The sequence below is a fragment of the Mycolicibacterium septicum DSM 44393 genome, assembly GCF_000455325.1.
Classification (GTDB): Bacteria; Actinomycetota; Actinomycetes; order Mycobacteriales; family Mycobacteriaceae; genus Mycobacterium; species Mycobacterium septicum.
Window position 1 is genome coordinate 604,589 of the sequence record NZ_HG322953.1, and the last position, 25,590, is coordinate 630,178.

A 25,590-nucleotide genomic window follows, 5' to 3' on the forward strand; every position below is an offset into this window, starting at 1 on the left:
CTACTCCTGGGGCAGCGCACCGCAGAACCCGTTGCCGGACACAGCGTCTCCCCAAGAGCCGGCTTCCAGCGACGACATCGATGTGGCCGGCGCCGCCGAACTGCTTCGCGCACAGGGGGAGCGGGTGGTGGTGCTGCTCGGCGGTGCGGTCACCGACGCCGACGGGTTACAGGCGGCGGCACGCATCCACTCGGCCACCGGAGCGCGTGTCCTGGTCGAAACCTTCCCGGCCCGGCTGACCCGCGGGCAGGGCGTACCCGCCATCGAACGCCTCGGCTACCTGGCCGAGCAGGCCACTCAACAGCTCTCCGGGGCAACCCATCTGGTGCTCGTCGGCGCGAAATCGCCGGTGTCGTTCTTCGCCTATCCGGGCAAGCCGAGCGTGCTGGTACCCGACGGGGCCGAAGTCCGATCCCTGGCCGTCGACGACCTGGCCGGCCTCGCAGACGAATTGGGCGGGGTCGTGCCGACAGCACCGCAACCCGATCCGGCCGCCCTGCCCACGGGTCCGCTCAATCCGCAGAACCTGGCACAGGTGATCGGCAAGCTGCTGCCCGAGAACGCCATCATCTCCGACGAGGCCAACACGAGCGGGATGTTCCTACCGGCCGCCACCGCAGGTGCGGCGGTGCATGATGTCCTCACGCTGACCGGTGCGCGATCGGACAGGGCCTGCCGGTGGCGGTGGGAGCCGCGATCGCCGCGCCGCACCGCCCGGTTATCGCCCTGCAATCAGACGGCAGTGCCGCCTACACCATTTCGGCACTGTGGACGATGGCCCGGGAACAGCTCGACGTCACCGTGGTGATCCTCAACAACCACGCCTACGCGATCTTGCAGCTTGAACTGCTGCGCGTGGGCACCCACGCCGAAGGGGACCGGTCGCGCTCCCTGCTCGACCTGAGCCGCCCCGACATCGACTTCGCCTCGATCGCACAGGGATTCGGGGTGCCGGCCACCAGAGTCGGCACCGCGGAGGAACTTGCCGAGCAATTCCGCGCGGCGTTGGCGAAGCCGGGGCCGCACCTGATCGATGCCGCACTGCCGACGTGGTCACCCGGGTGACCGGCGGCCGGGCCGATCACTACTTCGGGCGGCGCTTCTCCAGCACCACCGCCGCGATCGGTATCCGCATCTCCTCGGGCTCAGCGGACAGCCGGGCCGCGATGCCGGCATGCAACCGGTCGTAGAACACCGGTAACCGGTCGGGGGCGGCGATCGCCGCACCCAGGTCGGCGAACGCCGTGAACCGGCAGAAATCGGCCCAGCGGGTGCCGAAAGCGTGCGCGTTGCGGTCAGAGCGGTAGGCGCTGAAGATTCGGTCCTCGGCGTCGAACACCTCCACGTGCTGGACCTCCAGTCGCTCGAACCGACCCGACGGGGCGAACGGCGCGGCGAAATCGGCGGCGCGCCGCCCGGCGATCGGCAGCGACATCCGGGCGACCTCGTCGGCACTGACCACACCGTCGGTCACCAATTCGGCCAGCGTGCCGGCCACGGACCCGAACAGCGGTCGGTAACCGAAGTCACCGTTGTCGTCCAGCGCGGTCGTCAACACCACCAGGCGGCCACCCGGATACAGCTCGCGGCCGCGAAAAGCGATGAACTCGTGCCAATCGTGAGCCGCCTGCCTGGCATAGGCGGTGCGGACCCGGTCGTCGCGGCTGCACGCCGCGACGACGTGGTCGGTGACCGGCATCGGCACCCGGCCCAAGCGCACGACCGCCCAGGCCGACCAACCCAGGTGCACACTGTTCGACGGCAGGATCTGGCTGTAGAACGACCGGCCGATCGCCGAACTGAACGTGGCCGAATCCTTGTGCAGATAGGACTCCGGATCTTCTTCGAGGATCCGGAACATCGTGGAGAAGTCGTTGTCGGCGACATCGGTGTGTGTCACCAGGACCGAGTGCTCGGGACGGGTGCGCCCGCGCACGGCCGTGATCGCGGCATTGATCGGCTGCATCGAATTCTGTGCGGTGCCCGCCCCGTAATCGGCGATGACGATGGGCAGCGGCGGGTCCGGGATCGGCACGGTGCGCGCGGCCAGCTCCAGAAGCTTGATCGCCGAACTGATTCCGGCGGTATGGGGGTGGGGCGCCGTCCGGCGTGATGCGGGCATGGCTAGCGGCGCCGCCGCCGGCGCAGCAGCAGTCCGATGAGAAGACCCATGACGAAGATGATGACCAAGATGAACCACATCGGCGACTCGACGGTCACCCAGAGCACGTGCACGCCCACCCGATCACGGTTCTGGGCGACGAAGATCGCCGCGAGGGTGACCAGGATCAGGGCCACCCAATAGCGCAGCGCGAACCGCCGGACCGGGCCGGTGGTCGCGGGGGCATCAGGCTCGTCGCGAGGCATACCCCGACGGTAGCTCGTGAGCCGTCGGCCATGACAAACTTCGGCCATGAACAGCCGTCGGTCTGCACCGCGCGTCGCGATCGTGACATCGATCTGCACCCTCGTCATCGGCGCTGTCGGCCTGTTCGTGATGGTGTTCCTCAACGCGTTCGTCCTGGACGAGTACGACGCCTACGGCGAGGTACCCATCCCCGGCACCGCCGGCCTGGAGTTGCCACAGGGCGAGGTGACCGTCAGCCTCCACACCATGGTCACCGGATCGGGAAGCGGGCTGCCGGTGCCCCCGCTGCGGTTGCACGTGACCGCGCCCGACGGCGCCGCCGATCCGGTGCTGACCGAAAGCATCGGCGGGACAACCACGGTGAACAACGACGCCCGGGTGCGGGTGTGGGTCATGCAGGTTTCCAGCGCGGGTGTCTACGAGATCAGCGTCGACGGCCAGGTCCAGGGCTACATCAATCCGCGGCTGGCCTTTGGGCACGGCAGCCAATACGGCTGGCTGCTCTGGCTGTTCGGCGGTCTGGCTGCAGTTGGTGTGCTGGGGCTGATCGCCGGCCTGATGTGGTCGGCGCGGGAGAGTAAGCGTGCCCGCCCCATTTCAAGCGTGGGACTGGAGCCGGCACCGCCACAACCCGCGGTGCCCGGCGGTTACCAGCCCAGCAGCTACCAGCCCACCGACCAGGCGATCAGGCTCGAACAGCTCAAAACGATTGCTGCCCTGCGTGATACCGGGGCACTGACCGAGGCGGAGTTCGAGGCCGAGAAGCGCCGCATCCTGGAGAACTGAGGAAGCCGCGGCCTGCTACGCCGCCTGAGGCGCCAAGCTCGACCGCTGGAACGTGCCTGCCGGGACGAACCGATCCAGCAGTGCATCTGCCGGTTCGCCGGCGAATTCGGTGATCAGCCGTTTGGCCGCCGCCACCGAGGTCAGTGATTCGACCGGCCGTGGATCATCCAGCAGGCCAAACAGTTTCGAGGCGAACCGGGGGCTGCCCTGCGCTGCTGCGAAGAACAGGTTGCCGTACTCGGCCAGATCGGGATCGGACAGGAACAACCGGGTCACCAGCTGCGCGGACCGGGCCCGGTGGTCATAGAAGTCCTCGAATGCGCCGCGCAGCCAGGCCTCGTCGAACCGGCCGTCATGTGCGGCGGCCCTGCGGACGAAGGCGGCGGCGTGGACCAGCCCGCCCTGGGCGCCCTGACCGGCGATCGGGTCGAACGACACCGCGGTATCGCCCAGTGCGGCCACGGGATGACCGCTCGCGGTGCGGCCCACCCCGGTCCGGACCACCTGGGTGACGGCGCCTTTGAGCCACGAGTGCGGATCGTCCTCCAGAATCCTGAGCGCACCTACTTCAGGCAGGTCCCAGTCGATGTAGTCACGGTGCAGCGCGGTGACGACGTCGAGGGCGGACTGCGCGCTGTCGGCACCGGCGAAACGGCGTTCCCACTCGCTGCCGGGGCGGGCCCAGCCCAGGAATGTCCACGTCGGCCCGGCATCCTTGTGCAGATAGCCGCCCCACCAGGACTCACCCTGATCGGTGACCACGGTGAACGCGTTGTGGCGCCCGCCCGCACCGCCACGATGGGCGAAAACATCGGGACCGTACGGCAACCCGGCCAAGGTGACGGTCAGCAGGCTGCGCTGGGGACGGTCGTAGGCCGAGCGCGCGGCGTCGACCGGGAACAGGCCGGACAACCCGCCGCGGCCCGTGGCCACCAGCGTCAGATCGGCACCGGCGGCGATGGTGTCCAGCCGGGCCGGGTCGACGGCTTCGACCACGAACCGGCCGCCGCGCTGCAAGAACAGTGTCAGCCGGTCGTCGGCCTTGAGGCGGGTGTCCACCGCAACCCCGACGAACCCGTCGAAGTCGGCGTCGAACGCGATCTCCTCCGCACGGTCCGGACCGGAGCCGTCCAGCACCCGCACGCTCTGGCCGGTCGAGGTCGGCGCAGTGGCCAGGTAGGTGTTGAGGCCCAAGGATTCCTCGGCCCGCTGCGCCTCGCCGAAGATCAGGGCGGTGCCGGTGGCCGGAACGTCGTCGCGCAGGCTGCGCTGGTCCCGGTCGCTGTAGAGGGTGACGTCAAACCCGTTGTCCAACAGCCCGAGAGCCGCGGTCACCCCGGTCTGGCCTGCGCCGATCACCGCCGCGGTACGCCCATCCGAACTCGTCATGGCTGCCACTATGGGCGCCCGGTGACCCCGCGTTAAGGAACTTGCTCAGCGTGATCGCAATGCCCTCAGGCTGCCGCCGCCCCCACCATCGCGAACAGCGGATCGGTGGGGCCGATGTCGAGGGTGCATTCGGTGGGCCGGGGATCCGGCACGAAGGCCCAGAACATCGCGCCCGCGGCGCCCATCGTGCGCATCTTGGCGATGGCATCACCGAGTACTTGCCTCCGCTCGTCCAGCGAATCGCAGGAACCGGCCTCCATACCGATCTCGGCGACGAACAACGGCTTGCCCACGGCACGTGTCTGCGCGATCCGGCGCGCCAGGCCGTCGTAGATGTCTCCGGGCAGGTAGTCGGTCTCCTCGTAGTAGTGATACTCGAGCACGTCCACGCCCGGGGACGATGCCACCATCTCGAACTCGTGTCCCGCCGACCCGCACTGGCCGCCGCCCGCGTGACCGCTGAAGATGACGGTGCCAGGGTCCAATTCGCGGATCCGGGCACCGGAGACATCCAGGAACGCGCGCAGCGTCTCCGGGGCGGTGGCGTGGCAACTGCGCTTGGTCCAATGGCAGGTGTGGTCCAGGCAGTAGGACGGCTCGGGTTCGCCCACCGCGGTCCAGCCGACAAGGGACGGGGAGCCACCCCAGCGCTTGACCGCGGTGTCCAGCCACGCGTCGAACGTCATCGGCAAACCGTGTGAGACGTCGGTGCGCCAGCCGCCCGCGTACCAGTCGTAATCTTTGAAATAGTCGTTCTCGCAACCGCCGTCGTCACTGGTGAGCACCGCGATCAGGAGCTGCCCGTGTCGTTCGGCGGCCCGGAACACCTCATCGAGCGAGGTGAAATCGAGTTGCCCGGTGTACTTGTTCACCGCGAAGCTGGAATAGGCGTTGAAACGGGTCAGCGAGTGCGGCGGCAGGCTGCCGAAATACGAGTCGAGATCGACCTGAGCGCCGCACCCGGCATTGACGGACCAGTTGGTGGCCAGTTGGTAGGCGTTGATGCCGATCGGCCACCACGGCCTGCCATCGAGCGTCAACGACGTCCCTGAGACGCCGAACTTGGGCAGCGCCACTTGACCGACGGTCGGCGCGGCAGCCGGAGCGGTGAGCGGCGGCATCGGCTCGGGCGCCGATGGGGAACAGGCCGTCGCGATCAGCAGTGCCACACAGAGCAACACCACGGTACGAACTGGCCGGCCGACCATTGCCCCAGGTTAGCCACTCAGCTGCGGCCGCAAGCGCTAATGCCGGGCAGGTGTGGCCGCTTCCTCTTCGCCGCTCGTCCCTCGCGGCTCATCGTCAGTGACCGCGCGCAACCCATTCGTCGTAATGCACGATCTCATCGCCGATCGTGGTGGTATCACCGTGACCGGTGTAGACCACCGTCTCACCGGGCAGCAGGCCCAGCCGCTTCGAGATGGAATCGAGGATGGTCGGGAAGTCCGAGAACGACCGCCCGGTGGCACCCGGGCCGCCCTGGAACAAGGTGTCGCCGGAGACCACCGCGTTCAGTTCGGGGATCGACCAGCAGACCGATCCGGGGGAGTGCCCGGGGGTGTGCAGGGCGTGCAACTCGATGCCGCCGGCGCGCAACACCTGGCCGTCCTCGACGGTTCGGAAGTCGCTGTCGGGGTGGACGACTCGCCACAGCATCTCGTCAGCGGGATGCAGCAGCACCGGCGCGTCCAGCGCCTTGCCCAGTTCGGGCGCGACGGTGATGTGGTCGTTGTGGCCGTGGGTGCAGACCACCGCGACGACGTTGCGGCCGCCCACGGCCTCGATGATCGGGGCGGCGGTGTGGGCGGCGTCGAAGACCACGACGTCGGAGTCATCGCCGACGATCCAGATGTTGTTGTCGACGTCCCAGCTGCCGCCGTCGAGTTCGAAGGTGCCGCTGGTGACGATTCGCTGGATGTTGGATGCCGCGCTCATTTCAGGACGACCACCGAACGCAGCACTTCACCGGAGTGCATCTTGTGGAAGGCGTCTTCGATGGCGTCCAGGCCGATGCGCTCGGAGACGAACTTCTCCAACGGCAGCCGACCCTGCAGGTACAGGGAGATCAGGGTGGGGAAGTCGCGCTCGGGCAGGCAGTCGCCGTACCAGGAGGACTTCAATGACCCGCCGCGGGAGAAGAAGTCGACCAACGGCATCTCCAGCGTCATGTCCGGGGTCGGAACGCCGACCAGCACCACGGTGCCCGCCAGATCACGCGCGTAGAACGCCTGCTTCCAGGTCTCAGGGCGACCGACCGCGTCGATGACCACGTCGGCGCCGAACCCGTCGGTCAGATCCTGGATGGTCTTGACCGCGTCGAGTTCGCGGGCGTTGATGGTGTGGGTAGCGCCGAAATCGCGGGCCCAGTTGAGCTTCTTGTTGTCGGTGTCGACGGCGATGATCTTCTTGGCGCCGACCAGTGCGGCGCCGGCGATCGCGGCATCACCCACACCGCCACAGCCGATCACCGCAACGGTGTCGTCGCGGGTCACCGCGCCGGTGTTGATGGCTGCGCCGATGCCGGCCATGACACCGCAACCCAGCAGTCCGGCCACCGCCGGGTCCGCCTCGGAATCGACCTTGGTGCACTGCCCTTGGTGGACCAGGGTCTTGTCGGCGAAGGCGCCGATGCCCAGGGCCGGGGTGAGCTCGGTCCCGTCGGTCAGCGTCATCTTCTGGGCGGCATTGTGCGTGTCGAAGCACAGGTGCGGCCGACCCCGCTTACAGGCGCGGCACTCTCCACACACCGCGCGCCAGTTCAGGATCACGAAATCGCCCGGCTCGACGTGGGTGACGCCCTCGCCGACCGACTCGACGGTGCCCGCGGCCTCATGGCCCAACAGGAACGGGTATTCGTCGTTGATGCCGCCCTCGCGGTAGGTCAGGTCGGTATGGCACACACCGCAGGCGATGACGTCGACCACCACCTCACCGGGCCCCGGATCGGGAATGACAATGTCGACCAGTTCGACGGGCTGCTTCTTGCTCCGGGAGATCACACCACGCACTGTCTGAGGCATGCCTATAACTTAATGCAAACCGGACAGGTGTCCAATTAGTGGTCGGATATCGTCGCCGCCGAATCTCGGCCCGGCTGCCCATCTCCGGGATACGGTGGGTTGTGGTCGACGATCGAACCCAATTGCTGGTGGTGGCCCGCACGGCGTATCGCCGAAATGACTGGCGCACCAGCTACGAATCCTTCAGCCTCATCGACGGGGTGCAGACCCTCGACACCGACGATCTTGCCGTGTACGCCTCGGCGGCCTGGCGGCAGGGGCACGGTCGCGAATCCGTTCGGATCAACGAACAGGTGCACACTCGCCTGCTGCGGACCGACCCCGTGCAGGCGGCGATGAAGGCTGCCGAGCTCGGCTTGGCCTGGCTGGCCCGCGGTCATCTCGCGCTGGCCCGCAATTGGGCGCAGCGAGCCCAGGTACTGCTCGACGGCGTTTCCGAGGCCGCCGCGCACGGTTACCTGGCCTATCTGTTCGCGGTGGCGGCGGCCGACGCCGGAGATCGCGAGCAATTCGGATCTGCGACACGACAACTGGGCGCCATCGCGGAGAGCTTGGACGATGCCGCCCTCGTCGCGCTGGCGCGGGCGCTCGCCGGCTCGGCTGCCGTCGCTGCCGGCGACCCTGCCGGGTACCAAACTCTCGACCAGGTCCTGATGCCGGTGCTCGACGAACCCGTGCCGGTGGAGTGGGCGGCCGATGTGTACCGGCGGGCGTTGAGCCTGGCGCACCGGCAGAACGCGGACGACCGGGTGAGGTCCTGGGCGCAGTCCATGCAGCGGTGGTGTGATGCCACCGAACCGGAATCGACCCAGTCGGCATATCGAGCCGTCTGCGACGTGCACCGGCTCTCCGCGGGCACCGACACCGATCCTCGAGATCTCGTTCGGCAAGTGGTCGGTCTGCGTCGCCTGGTCGCCGACGTGGATGCGGTCGCAGCGGGCATGGTCGAGGAACTGCTTTCCCGGAGTATGGGGCGCGCCCGATAGATTTTGCGGGATGAACGCTTGCGCGAAGAGCGGACGGTCCTGATGGATGCCGACGTTCTCGACGTTGTAGATACCTGGCCGGTCGACACGGTCGCCGCTGCGGTGGTCGGCCCGTCCGGGGTGCTGGCCAGCCACGGCGATACGGATAAGCCGTTCACGTTGGCCTCGGTCACCAAACCGCTCGTGGCGCGGGCCGCGCAGATCGCGATCGAAGAAGGTGCGGTCGACCTCGACGCCCCGGCAGGCCCGCCCGGTTCGACGATCCGTCACCTGTTGGCGCACGCGTCAGGGGTGGCGATGCGTTCGGCCGAGGTGCTCGCGCAGCCGGGCCAGCGTCGGATCTACTCCAACTACGGATTCGAACTGCTGGCCCGTGCGGTAGAGGATGCCGCCGACATCGAGTTCGGTACCTACCTGACCGAGGCAGTGTTCGAGCCGCTGCAGATGTCGGCGTCGAAGCTGTTGGGTGGGGCGGAGGCGGCAGGGTTCGGCGGCGTGTCGACCGTTGCCGACCTGGCGGTGTTCGCCCGAGAGCTGTTGCGGCCGGCACTGGTGTCTCAGCAACTGCACGACGAGGCCGTGACGGTGCAGTTTCCGGGGCTGGACGGGGTGTTGCCGGGGTTCGGTGTGCAACGGCCGAATGACTGGGGGCTGGGCTTTGAACTTCGCGACGGCAAATCCCCGCACTGGACGGGCTCGGCAAACTCTCCGCGCACGTTCGGGCATTTCGGCCAATCGGGGACGTTCCTGTGGGTCGATCCGGCCGCTGACCTGGCCTTGGTGGTGCTCACCGACCGGGACTTCGGGGACTGGACCTACCCGCTGTGGCCCGCGATATCTGATGGAGTGCTGAGAGAAAGCGGGACAGACTAGCGCAACACTGGCCACACGAGGCACAATAGACACGCGCGGCACACACAACTGCATGCTCGATCGGAATACCAGGCCGTTGGGGAAGACGTCCCTCGTATCCGAAGGAGTAGCAGATGCGTGCGTCGAACCAGTTCGCCGACGCGGCGACGGGCGTGGTGTATGTCCATGCCTCACCCGCGGCGGTATGCCCGCATGTTGAGTGGGCGTTGTCGTCGACCCTGTCGGCGCGGGCGAACCTGAAGTGGACCCCGCAACCGGCCATGCCTGGCCAGTTGCGTGCGGTCACCAACTGGGTTGGGCCCGTCGGCACCGGGGCGCAGTTGGCCAATGCCCTGCGCTCCTGGTCCGTGCTGCGCTTCGAGGTGACCGAAGACCCCAGTGCCGGGGTGGATGGTCACCGCTGGTGCCATACCCCTCAGCTCGGTTTGTGGAGCGGTGCCATGAGTGCCAACGGCGATGTGATGGTCGGCGAGATGCGGCTGCGCTCCCTGATGGCCGGCGGCGCCGACATGTTGGCAGCCGAACTCGACACCGTGCTGGGTACCGCGTGGGACGAGTCCCTCGAGCCTTACCGCAACGGCGGTGACGGCGCAGAGGTGTCGTGGTTGAACAGGGGCGTGGGGTAGCTCGTCAGCTACGCGCCCAGAGGCAATAGCCGCTGAGCTTTGTCGTGAACATGTGGTCGCTGACGTCGACGGTCAGTGGTTGGCCCGGTTCGGCGCTGACCGTCTCGGGCTCCGACGTCTTGCCGGCGCCCAGGACGTCGACGACCTCGGCGCCACAATGGGCTTCCGCACTCTGTGGTGTCCCGGTCCAGGTGCCCGCCGCGGCTTCCGGGTTCCGCCTGCCCTGCCCGTGCAGGATCATCTCGGGGCCCGTGCTCAGCCAGCGGTCCGACGACGGATAGGGCTCGGCGAACCGCTGCCAAGTGCCGTCCTTGCATTGCAGCAGCAGCCGGTTGTTGCCGAGTTGCTCGGGATCGGCGGGAGTCAGCGCCCCGGCAAGAGTGTCGCCGCATGACGAGTCGGTCTGCGGCGCCGTGGTTTCGGATGGCCCCTGCGGCACCGGTTCGGGATCGGCGTGTGCGCAGGCACTCGCGGATAGTGCGGCAGCCACGGTAAGCGCTGCCGCTGTCGACGCAAACACACGGTGCATGGATTACACCGAGATCGTCTTCATCGAGGACAGGTCGGTCTGCATCAACCGCACGTTGTAGTCACCCCAGTAGGACAGGTTGTAGTAGAGGTACTGCGAGTTGTCCTCCACGACATTGCCGTTGGCGTCGACCTTGTTGAAGTAGTCGGTGCCCGACATCGGGTGGATCATGGGCGCATACATGCCGGTGTTGGTCGTCAGGTTGTTGTTCACCAGCGTCGTCGTATCCGACCATGTGCCCTGCGGTGAATCCGACACCCGCATCACGACGTTGTTGCCGCCATCGGTGTAGAGCACGACGTACTTGCCGAGATACTCGTTGTACTGCACGGACATCTCGCTGACATTGCCGTTGGTGGGCAGTCCGCCGACCCAGATGCCGTTGGCGATCTTGGTGAACAACCCGAACGTGAAGAAGTCCGCGACCTTGTAGAGCGTCGGCAGGAAATCGGTGCTGCTGGAGCCGAACACCGGAACTGCCGCCGACGGATCACCGGTCACCCACTGCCCGGCGCCGCTGGAATCCTCACCCGACCAGTACTCGTAGGCGTCCAGGTTGGTGATCTGGTCCTTCTGAACGCGGGCCACGTACGCCGAACCCTGCCTGCCCGAGGGAGTTCCGTACACGTAGACATACGGGTCGGTCGGGTCGTCCGACATCACGAGGGCGTTCTGCTGGAAATGCTCGTCGCCCGGGACGTAGGCCGGGCCCGCACGGAACCAGCCCGACGAGCGCACGGTGTCACGGTCGACGGTCCAGGTCTTGCCGCCGTCGTCGGAGTAGGCGATCGCGGAGTAGTTCGTGGTCCAGCTGCCCGGGTTGTCCCAGGTGCGGACGGACATCACGGTGGCGTACTGCCGGTAACCGCCCTCGGCGCCCGGGTTTTCGATCGCGATGGCCGAGGTCGGGATCATCGTGTAGGTCTGGCCGAACAACCCGTTGAGGCCGCCCGGGTCGTAGATGATCTGCGAGGCGCCGGCCGGGGCGCCCCCGGTGCCGTACCACTGATGATCTCCGTTGGGGTCGCCGGGATACTGCGCCCCGGCGTTGATCACCGCACCGTTGAACTGCAGACCGTCGGACAGGTCGGTGTCGATGGTGCGGAACAACACGTTGTTGCGCCAGTCGCCGGCCATGCCCGGCTCGCTGTAGGTGTCGCCGAACAATGTGTAGATGATCGGCTTTCCGGTCACGGGATCGGTGTAGCCGCTGTTCCACATGATGCCCAGATCCGTGCCCGCGACGTACCAGTGATCGGTGTAGCCAACTCCGGTGACCCACCCCAGCTTTTTGGTGTACTCCGCCAGTGAAGCCGGAACCTGAGGCTTGGGCGTCAGGTCATCGGTCTGCGCAGCGGCATTGGGGGCGACGGCCGCCATCGGCTGGATCTCACCCTCGGCGACCACCGAGGCGGCGTCCTTGGCCGAGGTGACCCGGGAACCCAACGGGTTGATCGTCCGCTCGAATTCCCTTCGGGTCCAAGCCATCATCGCCCACAGGGCGGGGGACTGGCCGGGGGCGACCGGGCTGGTGCCCGCTCCGAACGGTGCCAGGCCGGCGACGCCCAGCAGAGCCGAGACCACAGGCGCGGTGGCGACCTTGGGCGTGGCGGCCTCGGGCGTCGGGACCGGCGCCGCCGGGGCGACGCTCTCCTTCGCGACGGCGGGGACGTCGAACGACGTGACTTCGGTGCGCACCGTCGAGATGGCGTCGCGGCCGCGCTGGTCGATGTCCTCGGCGGCATCCCGCATCCGGATGACCACGGTGTTGGGCCGTTGCGTGCGCTTCAGATCAGGCGCAGTGGTCGCGGTCTCCGGGACGATCCGGGTGGTATCGGTCTTCTCGCCGACGTCGGCCTTGTTGCCCGTCGCGGGGGCATTGATCAGTGTGCCCTGAATCTTGCTCCGGGCCTTGGTCGTCCGGGTCCGCAGCGGGGTCCGCGCGGAGTCCAGGCGGCTCTGCGTCTGCTTGATCGCATCACCGACGTCATTCAGGCCCGACTCGACGTCCTTGCGAATTCGCTCGCCGATCTTCGAGAGCGTGCCGGACGGAGTGGTGGCCGGCTTCTTGGTGTCGGAGGGTTTGCCCGGACCCTTCTTCGTCCCCGAGCTCGAGGTCGACCCCCCGGGGCTTCCCGCCGTCGATTTGCCAGGATCGCCGGACCCGCCTTCGGCCCAGGCGATTCCGGTGCCGGAGGTCAGCGCCGTGCCGATGCCGAGAGCAACGGCCAGTGCGCCGACCCGGCCGATGTATTTGGTCGATTCCATGACGCTCCGTACCAGTCCACTCAGTCACAACCCCGGCCCAGACGCAACGTACCGTGTGCCGTTCACGGTGTCGGGCAAACACGCCGAATCGCAGGAAGAGGGCCCGATACGGGGCTTGCCGTCACCGGATCCGGTAGTGCGCGGGGTCCGGTTCGGACAGCATGCGGGTGAGGGTGGCCCGGTCGAACGGCCACAGGTCGATGGTTCCGGCGTCGGTGAAGTACCACGAGTTGCACCCGGTGTTCCACACCGTCGGACCCAGCCCTTCTGCGACCGCGGCGTTGAATTCGTCGGTGGCCTGTTCGGTGACCTCGACCTCGGAGAGTTCTGCGTTTTCAAACCGCCTGAGCCAGGCCACGATGTAGCCGGCGGTGAGCTCGGCCGAGTACTGCAGCGGGATCGACCCGGTCGGCGAGTTCGGGCCCAACACGGTGAACAGGTTGGGAAACCCGGGGATCGCCGTCATGCGGTACGCACGTGGGCCTTTGACCCATGCATCGTCGAGCGTGACGCCGTCGCGGCCCACGATGTTCATCGGGCGCATGTAGTTGTGCGCCTGAAACCCGGTGGCCAGCACCACGACATCCACGTCGTGGTGCGTGCCGTCCGCGGTGCGGATGCCGTCGGCGGTGAACTCCTGAATGGGATCGTCGATCAAACTCGCGTTGGGACGCTTGATGGCGCGGTAGTACGAGCCCGAGACCACCTGCCGTTTGCACAACGGTTCGTAGTCCGGGGTGAGCTTCGCGCGGAGCGCACGGTCGCGGACCTGGGCGGCCAGGCTCCACCGGGCATAGGACTGCACCAGCTTGCGCCGCCACGACGGCGTGGTGACGACGTCGGCGAGGATTCCGGCTCCCCACTGCAGCCGCCGGTACAGGAAGTCATGCCACCCCGGCCTCCGGTGCAGCACCTTGGCGAGGATCGATGACTGCCGCAGCGACATCGGTGCCCACAGGATCCACTGCGGTGATCTCGCGAAGTGCATCAGGGCACGGGCTTTCGGCTGGAGAGCCGAAACCACCTGGACACCGGTCGATCCCGTTCCGATCACGGCAATGCGCCTGCCGTCGGTGACCACCTCCGGATCCCACCGTGCCGTGTGCACGATCTGTCCGCCAAAAGTGTCCATGCCCGGAATCTCGGGGATCGACGGGTGATGTAACACGCCGGTGGCGCAGATGACGAAATCGGCTGTCAGGGTTTCGCCCTCGCCTGTTGTGAGCGTCCACGACGTGGTGGTGCTGTCGTAACGGGCGCCGACGACTTCGGTGTCGCACCGCAGATGGGCGTCGAGTCCGAAACGTTCCATGACGTCGCGGTGATAGCGCTGGATGTCCTCGCCGTTGGCCCAGATGTGGCTCCAGTCCGGCTTGGGCGCGAACGAGAACTGGTAGATCTGCGACGGCACGTCACAGGTGAGACCCGGGTAGCGGTTCCAGTGCCAGACCCCGCCGACGTCCGAACCCTTCTCCAGGATGGTGAAGTTGGTGAACCCGGCTTGCTTGAGTGTGTACGCGGTGGCGATGCCGGCCATCCCCGCGCCGATGATGACGATGCGGACTTCGCGGCTCATCGGGCCTCCTCACTGACGGCGAGCGCACGCCGGACCGTGGCAGGTGCGGTGTGCATCGATGCCTCGAATGCCGACTGTCGACGGCCGCGCCGCATGAAATGTGAACCCAGGCGCGCGAGATCTGCGGTGTCGGGCCGGATGACGACGACCTGCGTGCCGCGCGCCCGCACCTCGGCCACTTCGCGGTCGAGCCCGGCCGACATCGGCCGGCGCAGCAGCCGGTGCTCCAGCACTCCGCCGAATCCCGGTGCGCGCGTGCCTGGTTCGGAAGCCATGGGGGCGATCACGTAGATGATCTCGGCTTCGTCGGAGGCGATCAGATCTACTGACGCGGTCGATGCGGCGCCGCCGTCGACGAACTGCCTGCCGCCGATGGTGACCGGTGGCATCCAGCCCGGCACCGCCCACGATGCGCGTAACGCTTCACCTGCGGAGGCCTTCGGCGCGCCGGGCGCACCGAACACGACACGCTCGCCGCGCTGGCAGTCGAAGGCGACCATCCGGATGCCCGGGTGTGCCGGCCACCCCGTGGGACCGGAGAATCCGGCGGCGAGACGGTGCAGCCAGTCCGCGTTGCCCCGCCCCACCGGAGCGATGCCGGTGGCGGCGGCGAGGCCCCGTTGACTGCCGAGCAGGCGCGGGTTGAGCAGGCGGGGCGCCGGGATCGGCGGCATGCTGGACGGCGTGTCCGCGATATGCCGGCGCAGGCGCTCATCGGTGGAACTACCGCGCTGCATCGCGACGAGATCGTCGACCGTGGCACCGCCGCCCAGCATCGTGACGAGTTCGGCTCCCGCCGAGGTGCCTTGCAGCACGGCCGCGTCGCGCGGATCCCATCCGATCTGTCCGGCCAGGGCGTGCAGCGCCGCGACTGTCCACGCGCCTCCGATGGTGCCACCGCAACCGATCGCCAATGCCGTGGTCATGGCGTCACCTCGGAATTCGGCTGCGCGGCATGAGCTTTCGATTGGCGAGCGATGCGCTGCAGGTAGGTGGACCGGCCCTGCTCGTCGAGGGCGGTCAGGGCACGGCGGTCATCGATGCGGTCTCGCACCGCGCGCTGGATCGCCTCGGGTACCAGGGCGTCGACAAGGGCCCACCCGGGCGCGACCCAACCAGGCACCGACGTGCGCGCGGCCCGGGTACGCAGGGTCTTGAGGATCGCCCGCGCGACGTCGTCGGGATCCACGGTGGGAAGGCCGTTTCCGAGCTGCACACCCGAGGCGAGTTCGGTGCGAACCGCCGACGGCAGCACGGCCGACACCGAGACGCCGGTGCCCGCGTACTCACGCCGGGCGGCCAGCGAGGCGCCCAATGCGGCGAACTTGCTGGCGTTGTAGGTCACCATGCCGGGGATCGGGATCATTCCGGCCATCGACGCCACGTTGACGACGTGACCGTGCCCGCGGTTCACCATCGACGGAACCACGGTCCGCATGCCGTTCAGGACGCCACGCACGTTGACGTCGAGGATCAGGTCGGTGGTGGCCTCGGATTCGGCGTCGAACGCGCCGAGCGGCATGACCCCGGCGTTGTTGACCAGGATGTCGATGCCGCCTGATTCGCGGACGGCGTCCGCGACGAAGCGCTCCCACGACGACCGTTGCGTGACGTCGAGGTATGCCGCCCGGCAGCGGGGGATACCGGCCGCGGTCGTCGCGGCCACGTCGGCATCGACATCGCCGATCCATACCGTGGCGCCGCGGGCGGAGAACAGCTCCGCCGTCTTGGCTCCGATGCCACGCGCCCCGCCGGTGACGATGACCACCGCCCCGTTCACCGACGCCTGCTGATATGAAAACCGCACGTCATGCCTCCCCTGGAGTCGTCTCACGACCTTTCGCATACCCACGGTATCTGAATACTTTGAGTTAATTCAATACCCAAAGTCCACTCCGAACTATCATCAGCGCATGCCGCGGCTGACCAGGGCTCAACGCCAGGAACGGACGCGGGCCGAACTCCTGGAGGCCGCCAAACAGCGCTTCCTGGCCCACGGCTATGCCGCCACCAGTCTCGAAGACATCGCCGACGACGCGGGTTTCTCCAAGGGCGCCGTGTACTCCAACTTCGGCAGCAAGCCCAACCTGTGCCGCGATGTCCTCGAGCTGATCCACCGTGAGAAGTTCGCCGAGATGGCCGAACTCGCGATATCCGACGCCGAGCTGGACAGCCGGGTGACGGCCTTGAGTGCGTGGCTGGAGCGCACCGCAGGCGATGTCGGCTGGACCATGCTCGAACTCGAGTTCGCGGTGCTGTCGCGGAACAATCCCGAGCTCGGCCAGATGATCACGAGCTTGCGCAACGAGGCGGCGCAGATGGTCATCGACGTACTGCAGTCGATGTCGGTGGAACTCGGCCTCACCGAAGCGCAGTTGGCGAACAGCGAAGTCGCGTCGAGCCTGGAGGATCTCGGCAATCTCCTGCTCAGCGCCGGCATCGGCCTCGGCATCCAGCGGGCCATCGATCCGTCGGTGCCCGCGCGACCGTTCACCGACGCGTTCGGCCACCTGGTGAAACTGCTTGCCGCCCTGGGATCGCCGAAGTAACCCGAAGGAGTTTGGATGGCATTACCGGCCGCCGCACTGTCGACACGACGTCCCAGTCGCAGATCCCGCGCGTGCTATGCCATCGCCCGCCGAACTCTCCTCGTTCAGGTGCGCAGATCAGTTGCCTACCAAGGAGATCGATCCGTCGAGGACCGCCTCACCACGATCGGTCGCCGCATCAACGGGCTCGCGCGACTTCAGCGCCTCCGCCCGAGGAAGGGCCTGCGGGTCAGCCGGATCACGCTCGGCCGTGTCACGGTCGAGACCATCCGTACGGTCGAATCGGCTCACCGTCCGCTCGCCGACGGCGCCATCCTCTACCTACACGGCGGCGGGTTCGTCCTCGGCGGCTTCGACACCCACCAGCACGTCGTGGTCGCCCTCGCCCGGCGGACCCAACTGCCCGTGGTGCACGTCGAGTACCGACAGCACCCCGACGTGACCGTCGACGAGTCCATCGCGGACTGCCTGCGCGCCTATCGCTGGCTGTTGGACCAGGGCGCGGAGGCTGCCAAGACGATCGTGGCAGGCGATTCGGCAGGCGGATTCCTCGCCTTCGCAACCGTTCTCGCCGCCCAGGCGCAGGGAGTCGAGGCGCCGGCAGGCGTCGTCGGCATCAGCCCGCTGCTCGAACTCGACAATGAACGCCGCTCCGGGCATCCCAACTTCGCCGTGGACCGGATGGGAATCGGGCTGGTCCTGCCGATGGTCGTCGGGTGCGTCGGCCCCAAGGACTCGGACGCGCACGCCCTGTCACCGGTCAACGGCGTGCTCGACACCTTCCCGCCGAGCCTGATCATCGCGGCAGAATCCGAGGCGCTGTGTTGCGACGCCGAACGCATGCACGAGGTGCTGACCGATGCGGGGCGGTCGTGCACCCTCAAGATCTGGCCCGGTCAGCTCCACGCTTTCCCGGCGTTTCTGCCGTTCCTGCCCGAGAGCCGGGAAGCCCGCGACTGCATCGTGGAGTTCGTTCAGGACTGCTTGGGTACGAGTAAGCGCAGTGCGCCGGGCACCGCGGACACCGTGACCGGCAACGGAAGTGCGAAATCCCCGTCGGCGTAGGCGTTGATGCCCGGGCATTCGACGTGGATCGTCCTGGCACGCTTGGTGGTCACCTCGTCGAGGTCGACATGCGTGCCCTTGAAAACGGTGGGGAACAGGCGGATCAACCTGGTGCGGGACGCCGACGTGATCATCGTGACGTCGAGCAGTCCGTCCGAATGATCGGCGCCGGGGCAGATCAACATGCCGCCGCCGTAGCTGCGGGTGTTGCCGAATGCCGCCAGGGTGAGGTCGGTGCGGATCTCCGGCCCGTCGTCGAAGGTGAGCCGGAACGGCAGCAGCCGTAGCTTCGAGATCTCCGCGAGCATCGCGACGTTGTAACGCATCCGGCCGTGCGGCCAGCGCATCCGGTTGGTCCGATCGCTGACCAGGGAGTCGAACCCGGCGGCCATCACGGTGCCGAACCACTTGACCGCACCGGAGGCATCCTCGATGCGGCCGAGGTCGACCGTCTCGGTGTGTCCGTCGGCGATGACATCGGCCGCGGCAACGGGATCGCCTGTCGGCAGCCGATATTCGCGGGCATGATCGTTGCCCGTCCCGGCCGGGACGATGCCCAACGGAACATCTCCGGTGGCCAGCGCCTGCAGGGCCAGCGAGATCACCCCGTCGCCGCCGACCACCACGAGGGCGTCGGTGCCCCGGTCGAGCGCCTCGTCGACCAGGCGGCGGGCGTGCGCGGCGTCGGTGCCGACGATCGCGCAGACGTCGATACCGCGCCGCTGCAGCTGCGCGACCGCCCGCTCGGCCGCATGCGGCGCATTGCCGTGCCCCGACATGGGATTGGTCAGGACGGTGACCTGATTCACGGAATCAGCTTGCCCGGGTTGAGGATTCCGGCCGGATCGAGCGTGGCCTTGACGGCACGCAACACCTCGACGCCGAGGTCGCCGATCTCGTCACGCATCCACGGCCGGTGATCTGCGCCGACGGCGTGATGGTGGGTTATGGTGCCGCCGTTGCGGACCATCGCGTCGGAGGCCGCGGTCTTGGCGGCTTGCCATTGCTCGATCGGATTGCCGCGCTGGGCGGCGACGACCGTGAAGTAGAGCGAGGCGCCGGTGGGGTACACATGCGAAATGTGGCACATCACCAGGGCCGGCGTGCCGGATTCGGCGAGCGCGGTGGTCAATGCCTCGGTGACCGCGGCCTTCAGCCCGGCCAGGTTGGACCAGGTGGTGGCGGTCTCCAGGGTTTCGCACAGTGCGCCGGCGGCCAGCAGTGAATCGCGTAGATACGGTGCGTTGAATCGGCCGTGTTCCCACGCCCGGGCCGGTGCGTCACCCAGCGAGGTGCCGCCGTGGGCCTGCATGACGGCGTGGGTCTCCTCGTGGCGGCTCTCGGTGTGGGCCGCGGTGCCCTCGAACAGCGTGATGGCCAGACAGCCGCCGGTGATGCTCTGCTCGCCAATGCTTTCCGTGGTCGCCAGGTTCACCCCGGTCTCGGCCTCGTCGGACAGCCGGATTACCGTCGGGCCGGTGCCGGTCTGGGTGACGGCCCGCAGCGCCTCCGCGCCGGTGGCGAAGTCGGGGAAGGACCAGGCCTCGTAGCGGGTGGTCTCGGGCGCCGGATGCACTCGAACCCGGACCCGGGTGATGACACCGAACACCCCTTCCGAGCCGAGGAGCAGTTGACGCAGGTCCGGCCCGGCGGCCGAGGCCGGAGCGCGACCGAGGTCGAGTGTGCCTGCCGGCGTGATGGCGCGCAGACCGCGGACCATATCGTCGAAGCGGCCGTATCCGGCCGAATCCTGCCCTGAGGACCGGGTGGCGGCGAACCCGCCGATCGTGGCGAACTGGAAGCTCTGCGGGAAGTGGCCCAGCGAGAAGCCCTGTGCGCCAAGCAATGCCTCGGCCTGCGGTCCGGTGACGCCGGCACCGAGCTCGGCCTCACCGGCCACCTCGTCGAGGGTGTGCAATTGGTCGAACCGGCGCAGGTCGAGCGCGACGACCGCGGCGAAATCGCCGCGCAGCGGATCGAGCCCGCCCACGACGCTGGTGCCGCCGCCGAACGGGACGACGGCGATCCGGTGCTCGACACAGTGGGCCAGAATCGCGGCCACCTCGTCGTCCGAGCCCGGGAGCAACACCGCGTCGGGCGCATCCTGGATTCCGGAATCGTTGCGGCGCAGCAGATCCAGCGTCGACTTGCCGCCCGCGCGCAACAGTCGCGACATGGTGTCGGTACCGCAGTGTGCTGCCCCGACGATGGCGGTCAGGGCGTCTCGATCGGCGTCGGACAGGGCGGACGGCCGCAACTGCACCTGGTCGGGTGTCGGCTCCGCCGCCGGTGCGGCTTCGACCCCAAGGGCCTGCTGCAGCAGGGATCGGATTCCGTCGGAGAGCGGCTTGGCCGCATGCGGGTCGCCCCAGGCGTTCCACTTCATCGGAGGCAGAAACTGTTCAGCCGGCTCAGTCATGCGTTACAGTATTACACATGATGTCAATCAGTAACGAGAGATCGCTGAGCGACCAGATCTTGGAGGCCGCCGCCAGCTGCGTGCTGGCCTTCGGCGTGGACCGGGTGACGCTGGCCGAGATCGCCCGGCGGGCCGGAGTCAGCCGCCCGACCGTCTACCGGCGTTTCCCCGACACCCAGTCGATCCTGGCCGCGCTGCTCACCGCGCGGGTCGTCGGTGTTCTCGACACCACCGAGGTCGGCGGTCCGGGCCGTGCGGCCCTGGTCAACCGCATCGTGACGGTCGCCGCGCGGCTGCGCGACGACGAGGTGATCATGGCCGTGCTGCACTCGGCTCCGGAAGTGGCGATGGTGTACATCGCCGAGCGGCTGGGCACCAGCCAGCAGATCCTGATCGATGCGCTGGCCGGGGAACTCAAGCTCGCCCAAGAGTCCGGCCCGGGGGACAACCGCGTCCGGGCCGGGGATCCCCGGCAACTGGCCACCATGTGCTTGCTGATCACCCAGTCCGCCATCCAGTCCGCCCAGATGGTCGAGCCGATTCTCGACGCCGACGCGCTGGCCGCGGAACTGTCCCACGCATTGAACGGATACCTCGCCTCGTGACCGGACCGACAGCTCTCAACCGCGCCAGGCGGGCAACCGAACTGGCCGCACTGGCCGACGGGGAACAGCTCGACGTGATCGTCATCGGCGGCGGGATCACCGGTGCCGGCATCGCGCTGGACGCCGCCACCCGTGGCCTGCAGGTGGCACTGGTGGAGAAACACGATCTCGCCTTCGGCACCAGCCGGTGGAGTTCGAAACTGGTCCACGGCGGTCTGCGCTACCTGGCCACGGGCAACGTCGGGATCGCCCGCCGCAGCGCGATCGAACGCGGAATCCTGATGACCCGCAACGCGCCTCACCTCGTCAAGGCCATGCCACAGCTGGTACCGCTGCTGCCGTCGATGGGGCGCGCGTCGCGCGCGTTGGTACGCACCGGATTCGTGGCCGGCGACGGCCTGCGCAGGCTGGCGGGTACGAGTGCGTCGACGCTACCGCGGTCGGGCCGGGTGGACGCGCGACGTGCGGTCGAGCTGGCCCCGACGGTGCGCACCGAGGGCCTCGACGGGGCCTTCCTCGCCTACGACGGTCAGCTCATCGATGACGCCCGCCTGGTGGCCGCCGTCGCCCGCACCGCCGCACAACACGGGGCCCGCATCCTCACGCGAGTCTCCGCCAGTGGAGCCGACGCCACCTCGGTGCGCCTGACCGACGAACTCACCGGGGACTCCTTCGACGCGACCGCGCGGGTGGTCATCAACGCTGCCGGGGTATGGGCCGGCGATCTGGACCCGGCGATCACCCTGCGGCCCAGCCGCGGCACACATCTGGTGTTCGACGCCGCGGCGTTCGGCAATCCCAGCGCGGCCCTGACCATTCCGATACCGGGGGAGTTGAACCGGTTCGTCTTCGCGATGCCCGAGCAGCTCGGCCGCGTCTACCTGGGGCTGACCGATGAGGATGCCCCGGGGCCGATCCCCGATGTGCCACAACCGACTCCGGGCGAGATCGCGTTCCTGCTCGACACCGTCAACACCGCGCTGGCCACCGAGCTGACCACTGCGGATGTGCGGGGCGCCTACGCGGGGTTGCGGCCGCTGATCGACACCGGCGAAGGCAAGACGGCCGATGTCTCCCGCGAGCACGCGGTGGTGGAGTCGGCGAGCGGCGTGATCAGCATCATCGGCGGGAAACTCACCGAGTACCGGCACATGGCCCAGGATGTCCTGGACCGGGCGCTGACCCTGCGCGGGCTGTCCGCCGCGGGCTGCCGCACGGCCAACCTCCCGCTCGTCGGTGCCCCGGCCAATCCGGTGTCCACGTTGCGATCCGAGCATGCTCTGCCCTCCTCGCTGGTCGCCCGGTACGGGTCCGAGGCGCCCAATGTGATCGCCCGAGCCCGGTGCGCCCGCCCCACCGACCCGGTGGCCGAGGGACTCGACGTCATCCGAGCGGAGTTCGAGTACGCCGTCACCCACGAAGGCGCACTGTCCGTCGATGACGTCCTCGACCGCCGCACCCGTATCGGGCTGGTGAGCGGCGACCGGGACCTCGCCGTCGAGGCGGCTGCCGAGATGATCGCCGAATTCGGGGAAGTCGAGTAGTTCACTACGCATGGCGTGGCCGGTCGCCGCGAGCACACTGACCCAAGGGGTGCAAACCTGTGCGGCGAGGGAGCTCGATCATGGCGAAGCGACTGGTGGTGTGCTGCGACGGCACGTGGAACACACCTGATCAGACAACGGACGGCAAGCCCACGCCGACCAATGTCGCCAAAGTGGCGATGGCGCTGGCTCCGCGGGACGACGAGGGGCGAGAGCAGCGGCTGTTCTACCACCGGGGGGTGGGCACCACCCGGTCGGACCGTCTGCTCGGCGGGGCCTTCGGTGCCGGCCTGTTCCGCGATGTCTGCGAAACCTACCGATTCGTCGTCCAGAACTACCAACCCGGCGACGAACTGTTCTTCTTCGGATTCAGCCGCGGGGCATACACCGCACGCAGTACGGCGGGCCTCATCCGCAACGCGGGAGTGCTGCACCGCGATAATGCCGATCAGATCGAACAGGCGTACGCGCTGTACCGAAACGGCAACACGAACACCAATCCACGCAGCGTCGCGGCGGCACTGTTCCGGAAGATGTACTCCGAAGAAACCGACATCCGGTTCATCGGGGTCTGGGATACCGTTGGCGCCCTGGGAATTCCGTCGGTCGGCGGTTGGCTGGCCCGCCGGTTCAACCGGCGGTACGAATTTCACGACACCACTTTGAGTTCGAGGGTCGGGGAGGCCTATCAGGCACTCGCGATCGACGAGCGGCGGGGCCCGTTCGTGCCGACGATCTGGTCCCAGTCGAATACAGCTCCGCCCACGCAGCGTCTGGAACAGGTCTGGTTCACCGGATCGCACTCCGATGTCGGCGGCGGCAATCGGCAGCATGGACTCAGCGACATCGCGTTGTTGTGGATGCTGGAAAAAGCCCGTGACGCGGGGCTCGCATTCGTCGAAAGGTCTTTCCTGCGTGAGCCTCCGGCCGGCGTCGATCCCGTCTCCGGCGACGAGATCGTCGAGGAGTACACCCGCATCAACCCGGATCCCGCGCAGGAGGTGGAGCCGTCACGGAAGGGCATCTACCGCTTCCTGCCACCACACCCGCGCGAGGGCGGAATGGGCGGCAACGAGTACATCGCCTCGACGGTGTGCCGGCAAGAGCGGTCACGCGGCTGGTGGAGAGCCCCCGTCCCCAACAACGATCCGGAGCGCCGGGTCGTGGAGGTCGAGGTGGGCAACGATCTGAGCCGGACCGGCTAGGTGTGCGACAGCAGCACGTCGCGCACCGCTGAACCGGTGTGGCGCTGCCACATTGCCTGCGCACCCACGAGCAGTGGCGGCTCGAGTTCGGTGATCACCACCCGTCCGTCCATGGCCGGGCCCGGGGGAGAGGTGACGAACGTGACGGCGCCGGTCGTGAGCGGGGCTGCGACCGTGGCCGCCCCCTGGACCCGGCTGACGACATAGTCGGGTTCGAAACCGGCACGGCGGCACGCGCCCATCAGAAAGTCGCTGTAGTACGACCCGCCCGGGGGTGCCCACAAGGCGATGCGCTCCCCGGCGAGCTGGTGAATGTCGACGATGGGCGAGCCGGCCAGCCGGTGCTCGCGGGGCAGGGCCAGCCGTACCCGGTCGTAACCCAGGATGGCCGTGGCCAATTCATTGGTGGGGACGACTCCGCGGCGTAGGCCGAGGTGCACCTCGCCGCCGAGCACCGCAGCGGCGAGCTGATCGGGGTAGAGCTGGCGGAAGGTGAAGGAGGTCTCCGGAAACGCGGTGATGGCCGGTTCGAGGCGGGTATAGGCTTCGCTGCCACTGAGTGCCGGGGTGTGGCCGACGACAAAGACCTCGGCGGCGCCGCCGGCGGTCTGTTCGACCCGGTCAGCCACCGTATGCGCCGCTGCCAGCAATGTTCGGCCTTCGCTGAGAAGCAGGTCGCCGGCCGGGGTGAGCGTCAGGCGACGTCCCTCTCGCCGGAACAGCGTGGCGTTGAGCTCCTTCTCAAGTTGCTGCATCGAGCTGCTGAGAGCCTGTTGGCTAACGTGCAGTGCGACCGCCGCGGCGGTGACACTGCCGGCCTCGCCGATCGCGATGAACTGACGTAAACGTCGCAGATCAGGGATGTTCGCTGCCATCTCTCAAGCCTATCTACAAGTTCAGCTTGTGGATACATCGGAATTTTGCGTTATTCATGTGTGGATCGCGTAACTACGCTGCGAGCTATGAGCAAACTGGAAGGCAAATCAGCAGTTGTTGCTGCCGGAGCCAAGAACCTCGGCGGCCTGATCAGCACGACGCTGGCTTCGAGGGGTGTCAACGTCGCCGTTCACTACAACAGCGCTGCCACCGAGGCGGACGCCGACAAGACGGTCGCCGCCGTGCAGGACGCGGGCGTCAAGGCCGTCAAGGTGCAGGGCGACCTGACGGTGCCGGCCAACGTCGAGCGGCTCTTCGACACGGCCGTCGACGCGTTCGGCAGCGTCGACATCGCGATCAACACGGTGGGCAAGGTGTTGCGAAAGCCGTTCGTGGAAACCACTGAGGCCGAATACGACTCGATGTTCGACATCAATGCCAAGGCGGCCTACTTCTTCCTGCAGCAGGCGGGCAAGCGGCTCAACGACAACGGCTCGGTGGTCACCATCGTGACCGCGCTGCTGGCGGCCTACACCGACGGTTACTCGACCTACGCGGGCTCCAAGAGCCCCGTCGAACACTTCACCCGGGCCGCATCCAAGGAATTCGGTGTCCGCGGCATCAACGTCAACAACGTGGCGCCCGGCCCGATGGACACACCGTTCTTCTATCCGCAGGAGACCCCGGAGCGGGTCGAGTTCCACAAGTCGCAGGCGATGGGCAACCGGCTGACCGAGATCACCGACATCGCCCCGCTGGTGGTGTTCCTCACCAACGAGGGGCACTGGATCAACGGGCAGACCCTCTTCGCCAACGGTGGTTACACCACTCGTTAGATCCGCCGACAAGACGCGAATGTCCCCCAAAACCACGGTTTTGGGGGACATTCGCGTCTGCTCGCGGAAG

At 67.7% G+C, this 25,590-nt stretch carries 24 protein-coding genes and 1 pseudogene; 11 read left to right on the forward strand and 14 right to left on the reverse strand.

Translation table 11 applies throughout. From position 1 onward, the window contains the following. A pseudogene (locus TX88_RS29675) lies at window positions 1-1,065 on the forward strand (acetolactate synthase large subunit); the annotation flags it as partial. A 19-nt stretch (window positions 1,066-1,084) separates the two neighbouring features. Here the strand turns inward: TX88_RS29675 and TX88_RS29680 are convergent. Both TX88_RS29680 and TX88_RS29685 read right to left on the reverse strand, forming a co-directional pair. Continuing rightward, window positions 1,085-2,122, reverse strand: a complete 1,038-nt coding sequence (locus tag TX88_RS29680) for a class I SAM-dependent methyltransferase (protein WP_044523428.1) — start codon at window positions 2,120-2,122, stop codon at window positions 1,085-1,087. 2 nt (window positions 2,123-2,124) lie between these two features. Beyond that, window positions 2,125-2,367, reverse strand: coding sequence for an LPXTG cell wall anchor domain-containing protein (locus TX88_RS29685; protein WP_044523430.1), 243 nt, complete (start codon window positions 2,365-2,367; stop codon window positions 2,125-2,127). A gap of 46 nt (window positions 2,368-2,413) precedes the next feature. Here TX88_RS29685 and TX88_RS29690 point away from each other — a divergent pair, with 46 nt between their 5' ends. Further along, entirely contained in the window at window positions 2,414-3,154 is a 741-nt protein-coding gene (locus TX88_RS29690; RefSeq protein WP_044523432.1) for an SHOCT domain-containing protein, read from the forward strand. 15 nt (window positions 3,155-3,169) lie between these two features. On the opposite strand, the gene TX88_RS29695 is transcribed toward TX88_RS29690, so the two are convergent. From TX88_RS29695 to TX88_RS29710, 4 genes are all read right to left on the reverse strand, one after another. After that, on the reverse strand, window positions 3,170-4,543 hold the full coding sequence (locus TX88_RS29695) for a styrene monooxygenase/indole monooxygenase family protein (protein ID WP_044523434.1): 1,374 nt from the start codon (window positions 4,541-4,543) through the stop codon (window positions 3,170-3,172). Window positions 4,544-4,608: 65 nt separating this feature from the next. Beyond that, complete coding sequence (locus TX88_RS29700; RefSeq protein WP_084622259.1) at window positions 4,609-5,751, reverse strand: hypothetical protein; 1,143 nt, start codon at window positions 5,749-5,751, stop codon at window positions 4,609-4,611. A 94-nt stretch (window positions 5,752-5,845) separates the two neighbouring features. Further along, on the reverse strand, window positions 5,846-6,478 hold the full coding sequence (locus tag TX88_RS29705) for an MBL fold metallo-hydrolase (RefSeq protein ID WP_044523436.1): 633 nt from the start codon (window positions 6,476-6,478) through the stop codon (window positions 5,846-5,848). Then, window positions 6,475-7,563 carry an S-(hydroxymethyl)mycothiol dehydrogenase gene (locus TX88_RS29710; protein ID WP_044523439.1) on the reverse strand — a complete coding sequence of 363 codons (1,089 nt, stop codon included), beginning with the start codon at window positions 7,561-7,563 and terminating at the stop codon, window positions 6,475-6,477. Before TX88_RS29710 ends, TX88_RS29705 begins: the two co-directional genes overlap by 4 nt. Before the next feature lie 101 nt (window positions 7,564-7,664). Between TX88_RS29710 and TX88_RS29715 the strand changes: the two genes are divergently transcribed. The 3 genes from TX88_RS29715 (at window position 7,665) to TX88_RS29725 (ending at window position 10,048) form a co-directional block, all read left to right on the forward strand. Continuing rightward, window positions 7,665-8,549 (forward strand): chemotaxis protein CheY, encoded by an 885-nt coding sequence (locus TX88_RS29715; RefSeq protein ID WP_209447122.1) that lies wholly within the window; start codon window positions 7,665-7,667, stop codon window positions 8,547-8,549. Between the two features lie 42 nt (window positions 8,550-8,591). Then, complete coding sequence (locus tag TX88_RS29720; RefSeq protein ID WP_044523441.1) at window positions 8,592-9,422, forward strand: serine hydrolase domain-containing protein; 831 nt, start codon at window positions 8,592-8,594, stop codon at window positions 9,420-9,422. A 113-nt stretch (window positions 9,423-9,535) separates the two neighbouring features. Next, window positions 9,536-10,048 (forward strand): DUF3145 domain-containing protein, encoded by a 513-nt coding sequence (locus tag TX88_RS29725; protein WP_029108676.1) that lies wholly within the window; start codon window positions 9,536-9,538, stop codon window positions 10,046-10,048. A gap of 4 nt (window positions 10,049-10,052) precedes the next feature. On the opposite strand, the gene TX88_RS29730 is transcribed toward TX88_RS29725, so the two are convergent. From TX88_RS29730 to TX88_RS29750, 5 genes are all read right to left on the reverse strand, one after another. Then, window positions 10,053-10,577, reverse strand: a complete 525-nt coding sequence (locus TX88_RS29730; protein WP_044523444.1) for a hypothetical protein — start codon at window positions 10,575-10,577, stop codon at window positions 10,053-10,055. Window positions 10,578-10,580: 3 nt separating this feature from the next. Continuing rightward, window positions 10,581-12,845 carry a glycoside hydrolase family 183 protein gene (locus tag TX88_RS29735; protein ID WP_044523446.1) on the reverse strand — a complete coding sequence of 755 codons (2,265 nt, stop codon included), beginning with the start codon at window positions 12,843-12,845 and terminating at the stop codon, window positions 10,581-10,583. A gap of 121 nt (window positions 12,846-12,966) precedes the next feature. Next, a complete protein-coding gene (locus TX88_RS29740) occupies window positions 12,967-14,421 on the reverse strand; it encodes a flavin-containing monooxygenase (protein WP_044523448.1) in 1,455 nt (484 codons plus the stop codon). Then, window positions 14,418-15,347 carry a patatin-like phospholipase family protein gene (locus tag TX88_RS29745; RefSeq protein ID WP_044523451.1) on the reverse strand — a complete coding sequence of 310 codons (930 nt, stop codon included), beginning with the start codon at window positions 15,345-15,347 and terminating at the stop codon, window positions 14,418-14,420. Before TX88_RS29745 ends, TX88_RS29740 begins: the two co-directional genes overlap by 4 nt. Then, window positions 15,344-16,228 (reverse strand): SDR family oxidoreductase, encoded by an 885-nt coding sequence (locus tag TX88_RS29750; RefSeq protein ID WP_244438706.1) that lies wholly within the window; start codon window positions 16,226-16,228, stop codon window positions 15,344-15,346. The genes TX88_RS29745 and TX88_RS29750 overlap by 4 nt, the downstream gene beginning before the upstream one ends. Window positions 16,229-16,334: 106 nt before the next feature. On the opposite strand from TX88_RS29750, the gene TX88_RS29755 reads away from it, so the two are divergent. Both TX88_RS29755 and TX88_RS29760 read left to right on the forward strand, forming a co-directional pair. Beyond that, a complete protein-coding gene (locus TX88_RS29755) occupies window positions 16,335-16,970 on the forward strand; it encodes a TetR/AcrR family transcriptional regulator (protein WP_044523454.1) in 636 nt (211 codons plus the stop codon). Window positions 16,971-17,078: 108 nt separating this feature from the next. Continuing rightward, window positions 17,079-18,035 (forward strand): alpha/beta hydrolase, encoded by a 957-nt coding sequence (locus TX88_RS29760; RefSeq protein WP_162563233.1) that lies wholly within the window; start codon window positions 17,079-17,081, stop codon window positions 18,033-18,035. Here TX88_RS29760 and TX88_RS29765 read toward each other — a convergent pair. Both TX88_RS29765 and TX88_RS29770 read right to left on the reverse strand, forming a co-directional pair. After that, window positions 17,945-18,844 carry a diacylglycerol kinase gene (locus TX88_RS29765; RefSeq protein WP_084622261.1) on the reverse strand — a complete coding sequence of 300 codons (900 nt, stop codon included), beginning with the start codon at window positions 18,842-18,844 and terminating at the stop codon, window positions 17,945-17,947. The genes TX88_RS29760 and TX88_RS29765 overlap by 91 nt on opposite strands. Next, on the reverse strand, window positions 18,841-20,421 hold the full coding sequence (locus TX88_RS29770; RefSeq protein WP_110918265.1) for an FAD-binding oxidoreductase: 1,581 nt from the start codon (window positions 20,419-20,421) through the stop codon (window positions 18,841-18,843). The genes TX88_RS29765 and TX88_RS29770 overlap by 4 nt, the downstream gene beginning before the upstream one ends. A 50-nt stretch (window positions 20,422-20,471) precedes the next feature. On the opposite strand from TX88_RS29770, the gene TX88_RS29775 reads away from it, so the two are divergent. From TX88_RS29775 to TX88_RS29785, 3 genes are all read left to right on the forward strand, one after another. Next, complete coding sequence (locus TX88_RS29775) at window positions 20,472-21,059, forward strand: TetR/AcrR family transcriptional regulator (RefSeq protein WP_044523460.1); 588 nt, start codon at window positions 20,472-20,474, stop codon at window positions 21,057-21,059. Continuing rightward, window positions 21,056-22,603 carry a glycerol-3-phosphate dehydrogenase/oxidase gene (locus TX88_RS29780; RefSeq protein WP_044523462.1) on the forward strand — a complete coding sequence of 516 codons (1,548 nt, stop codon included), beginning with the start codon at window positions 21,056-21,058 and terminating at the stop codon, window positions 22,601-22,603. The genes TX88_RS29775 and TX88_RS29780 overlap by 4 nt, the downstream gene beginning before the upstream one ends. An 80-nt stretch (window positions 22,604-22,683) precedes the next feature. After that, window positions 22,684-23,808: a T6SS phospholipase effector Tle1-like catalytic domain-containing protein gene (locus TX88_RS29785; RefSeq protein WP_049925521.1), complete on the forward strand. Its 1,125-nt coding sequence runs from the start codon at window positions 22,684-22,686 to the stop codon at window positions 23,806-23,808. Here the strand turns inward: TX88_RS29785 and TX88_RS29790 are convergent. Next, the gene (locus TX88_RS29790; protein WP_049925524.1) at window positions 23,805-24,683 is read right to left on the reverse strand and encodes a LysR family transcriptional regulator; all 879 of its coding nucleotides are present in this window, start codon (window positions 24,681-24,683) and stop codon (window positions 23,805-23,807) included. The genes TX88_RS29785 and TX88_RS29790 overlap by 4 nt on opposite strands. A gap of 87 nt (window positions 24,684-24,770) precedes the next feature. Between TX88_RS29790 and TX88_RS29795 the strand changes: the two genes are divergently transcribed. Further along, a complete protein-coding gene (locus tag TX88_RS29795) occupies window positions 24,771-25,520 on the forward strand; it encodes an SDR family oxidoreductase (protein ID WP_044523464.1) in 750 nt (249 codons plus the stop codon). The last annotated feature ends 70 nt before the right edge of the window (window positions 25,521-25,590 follow it).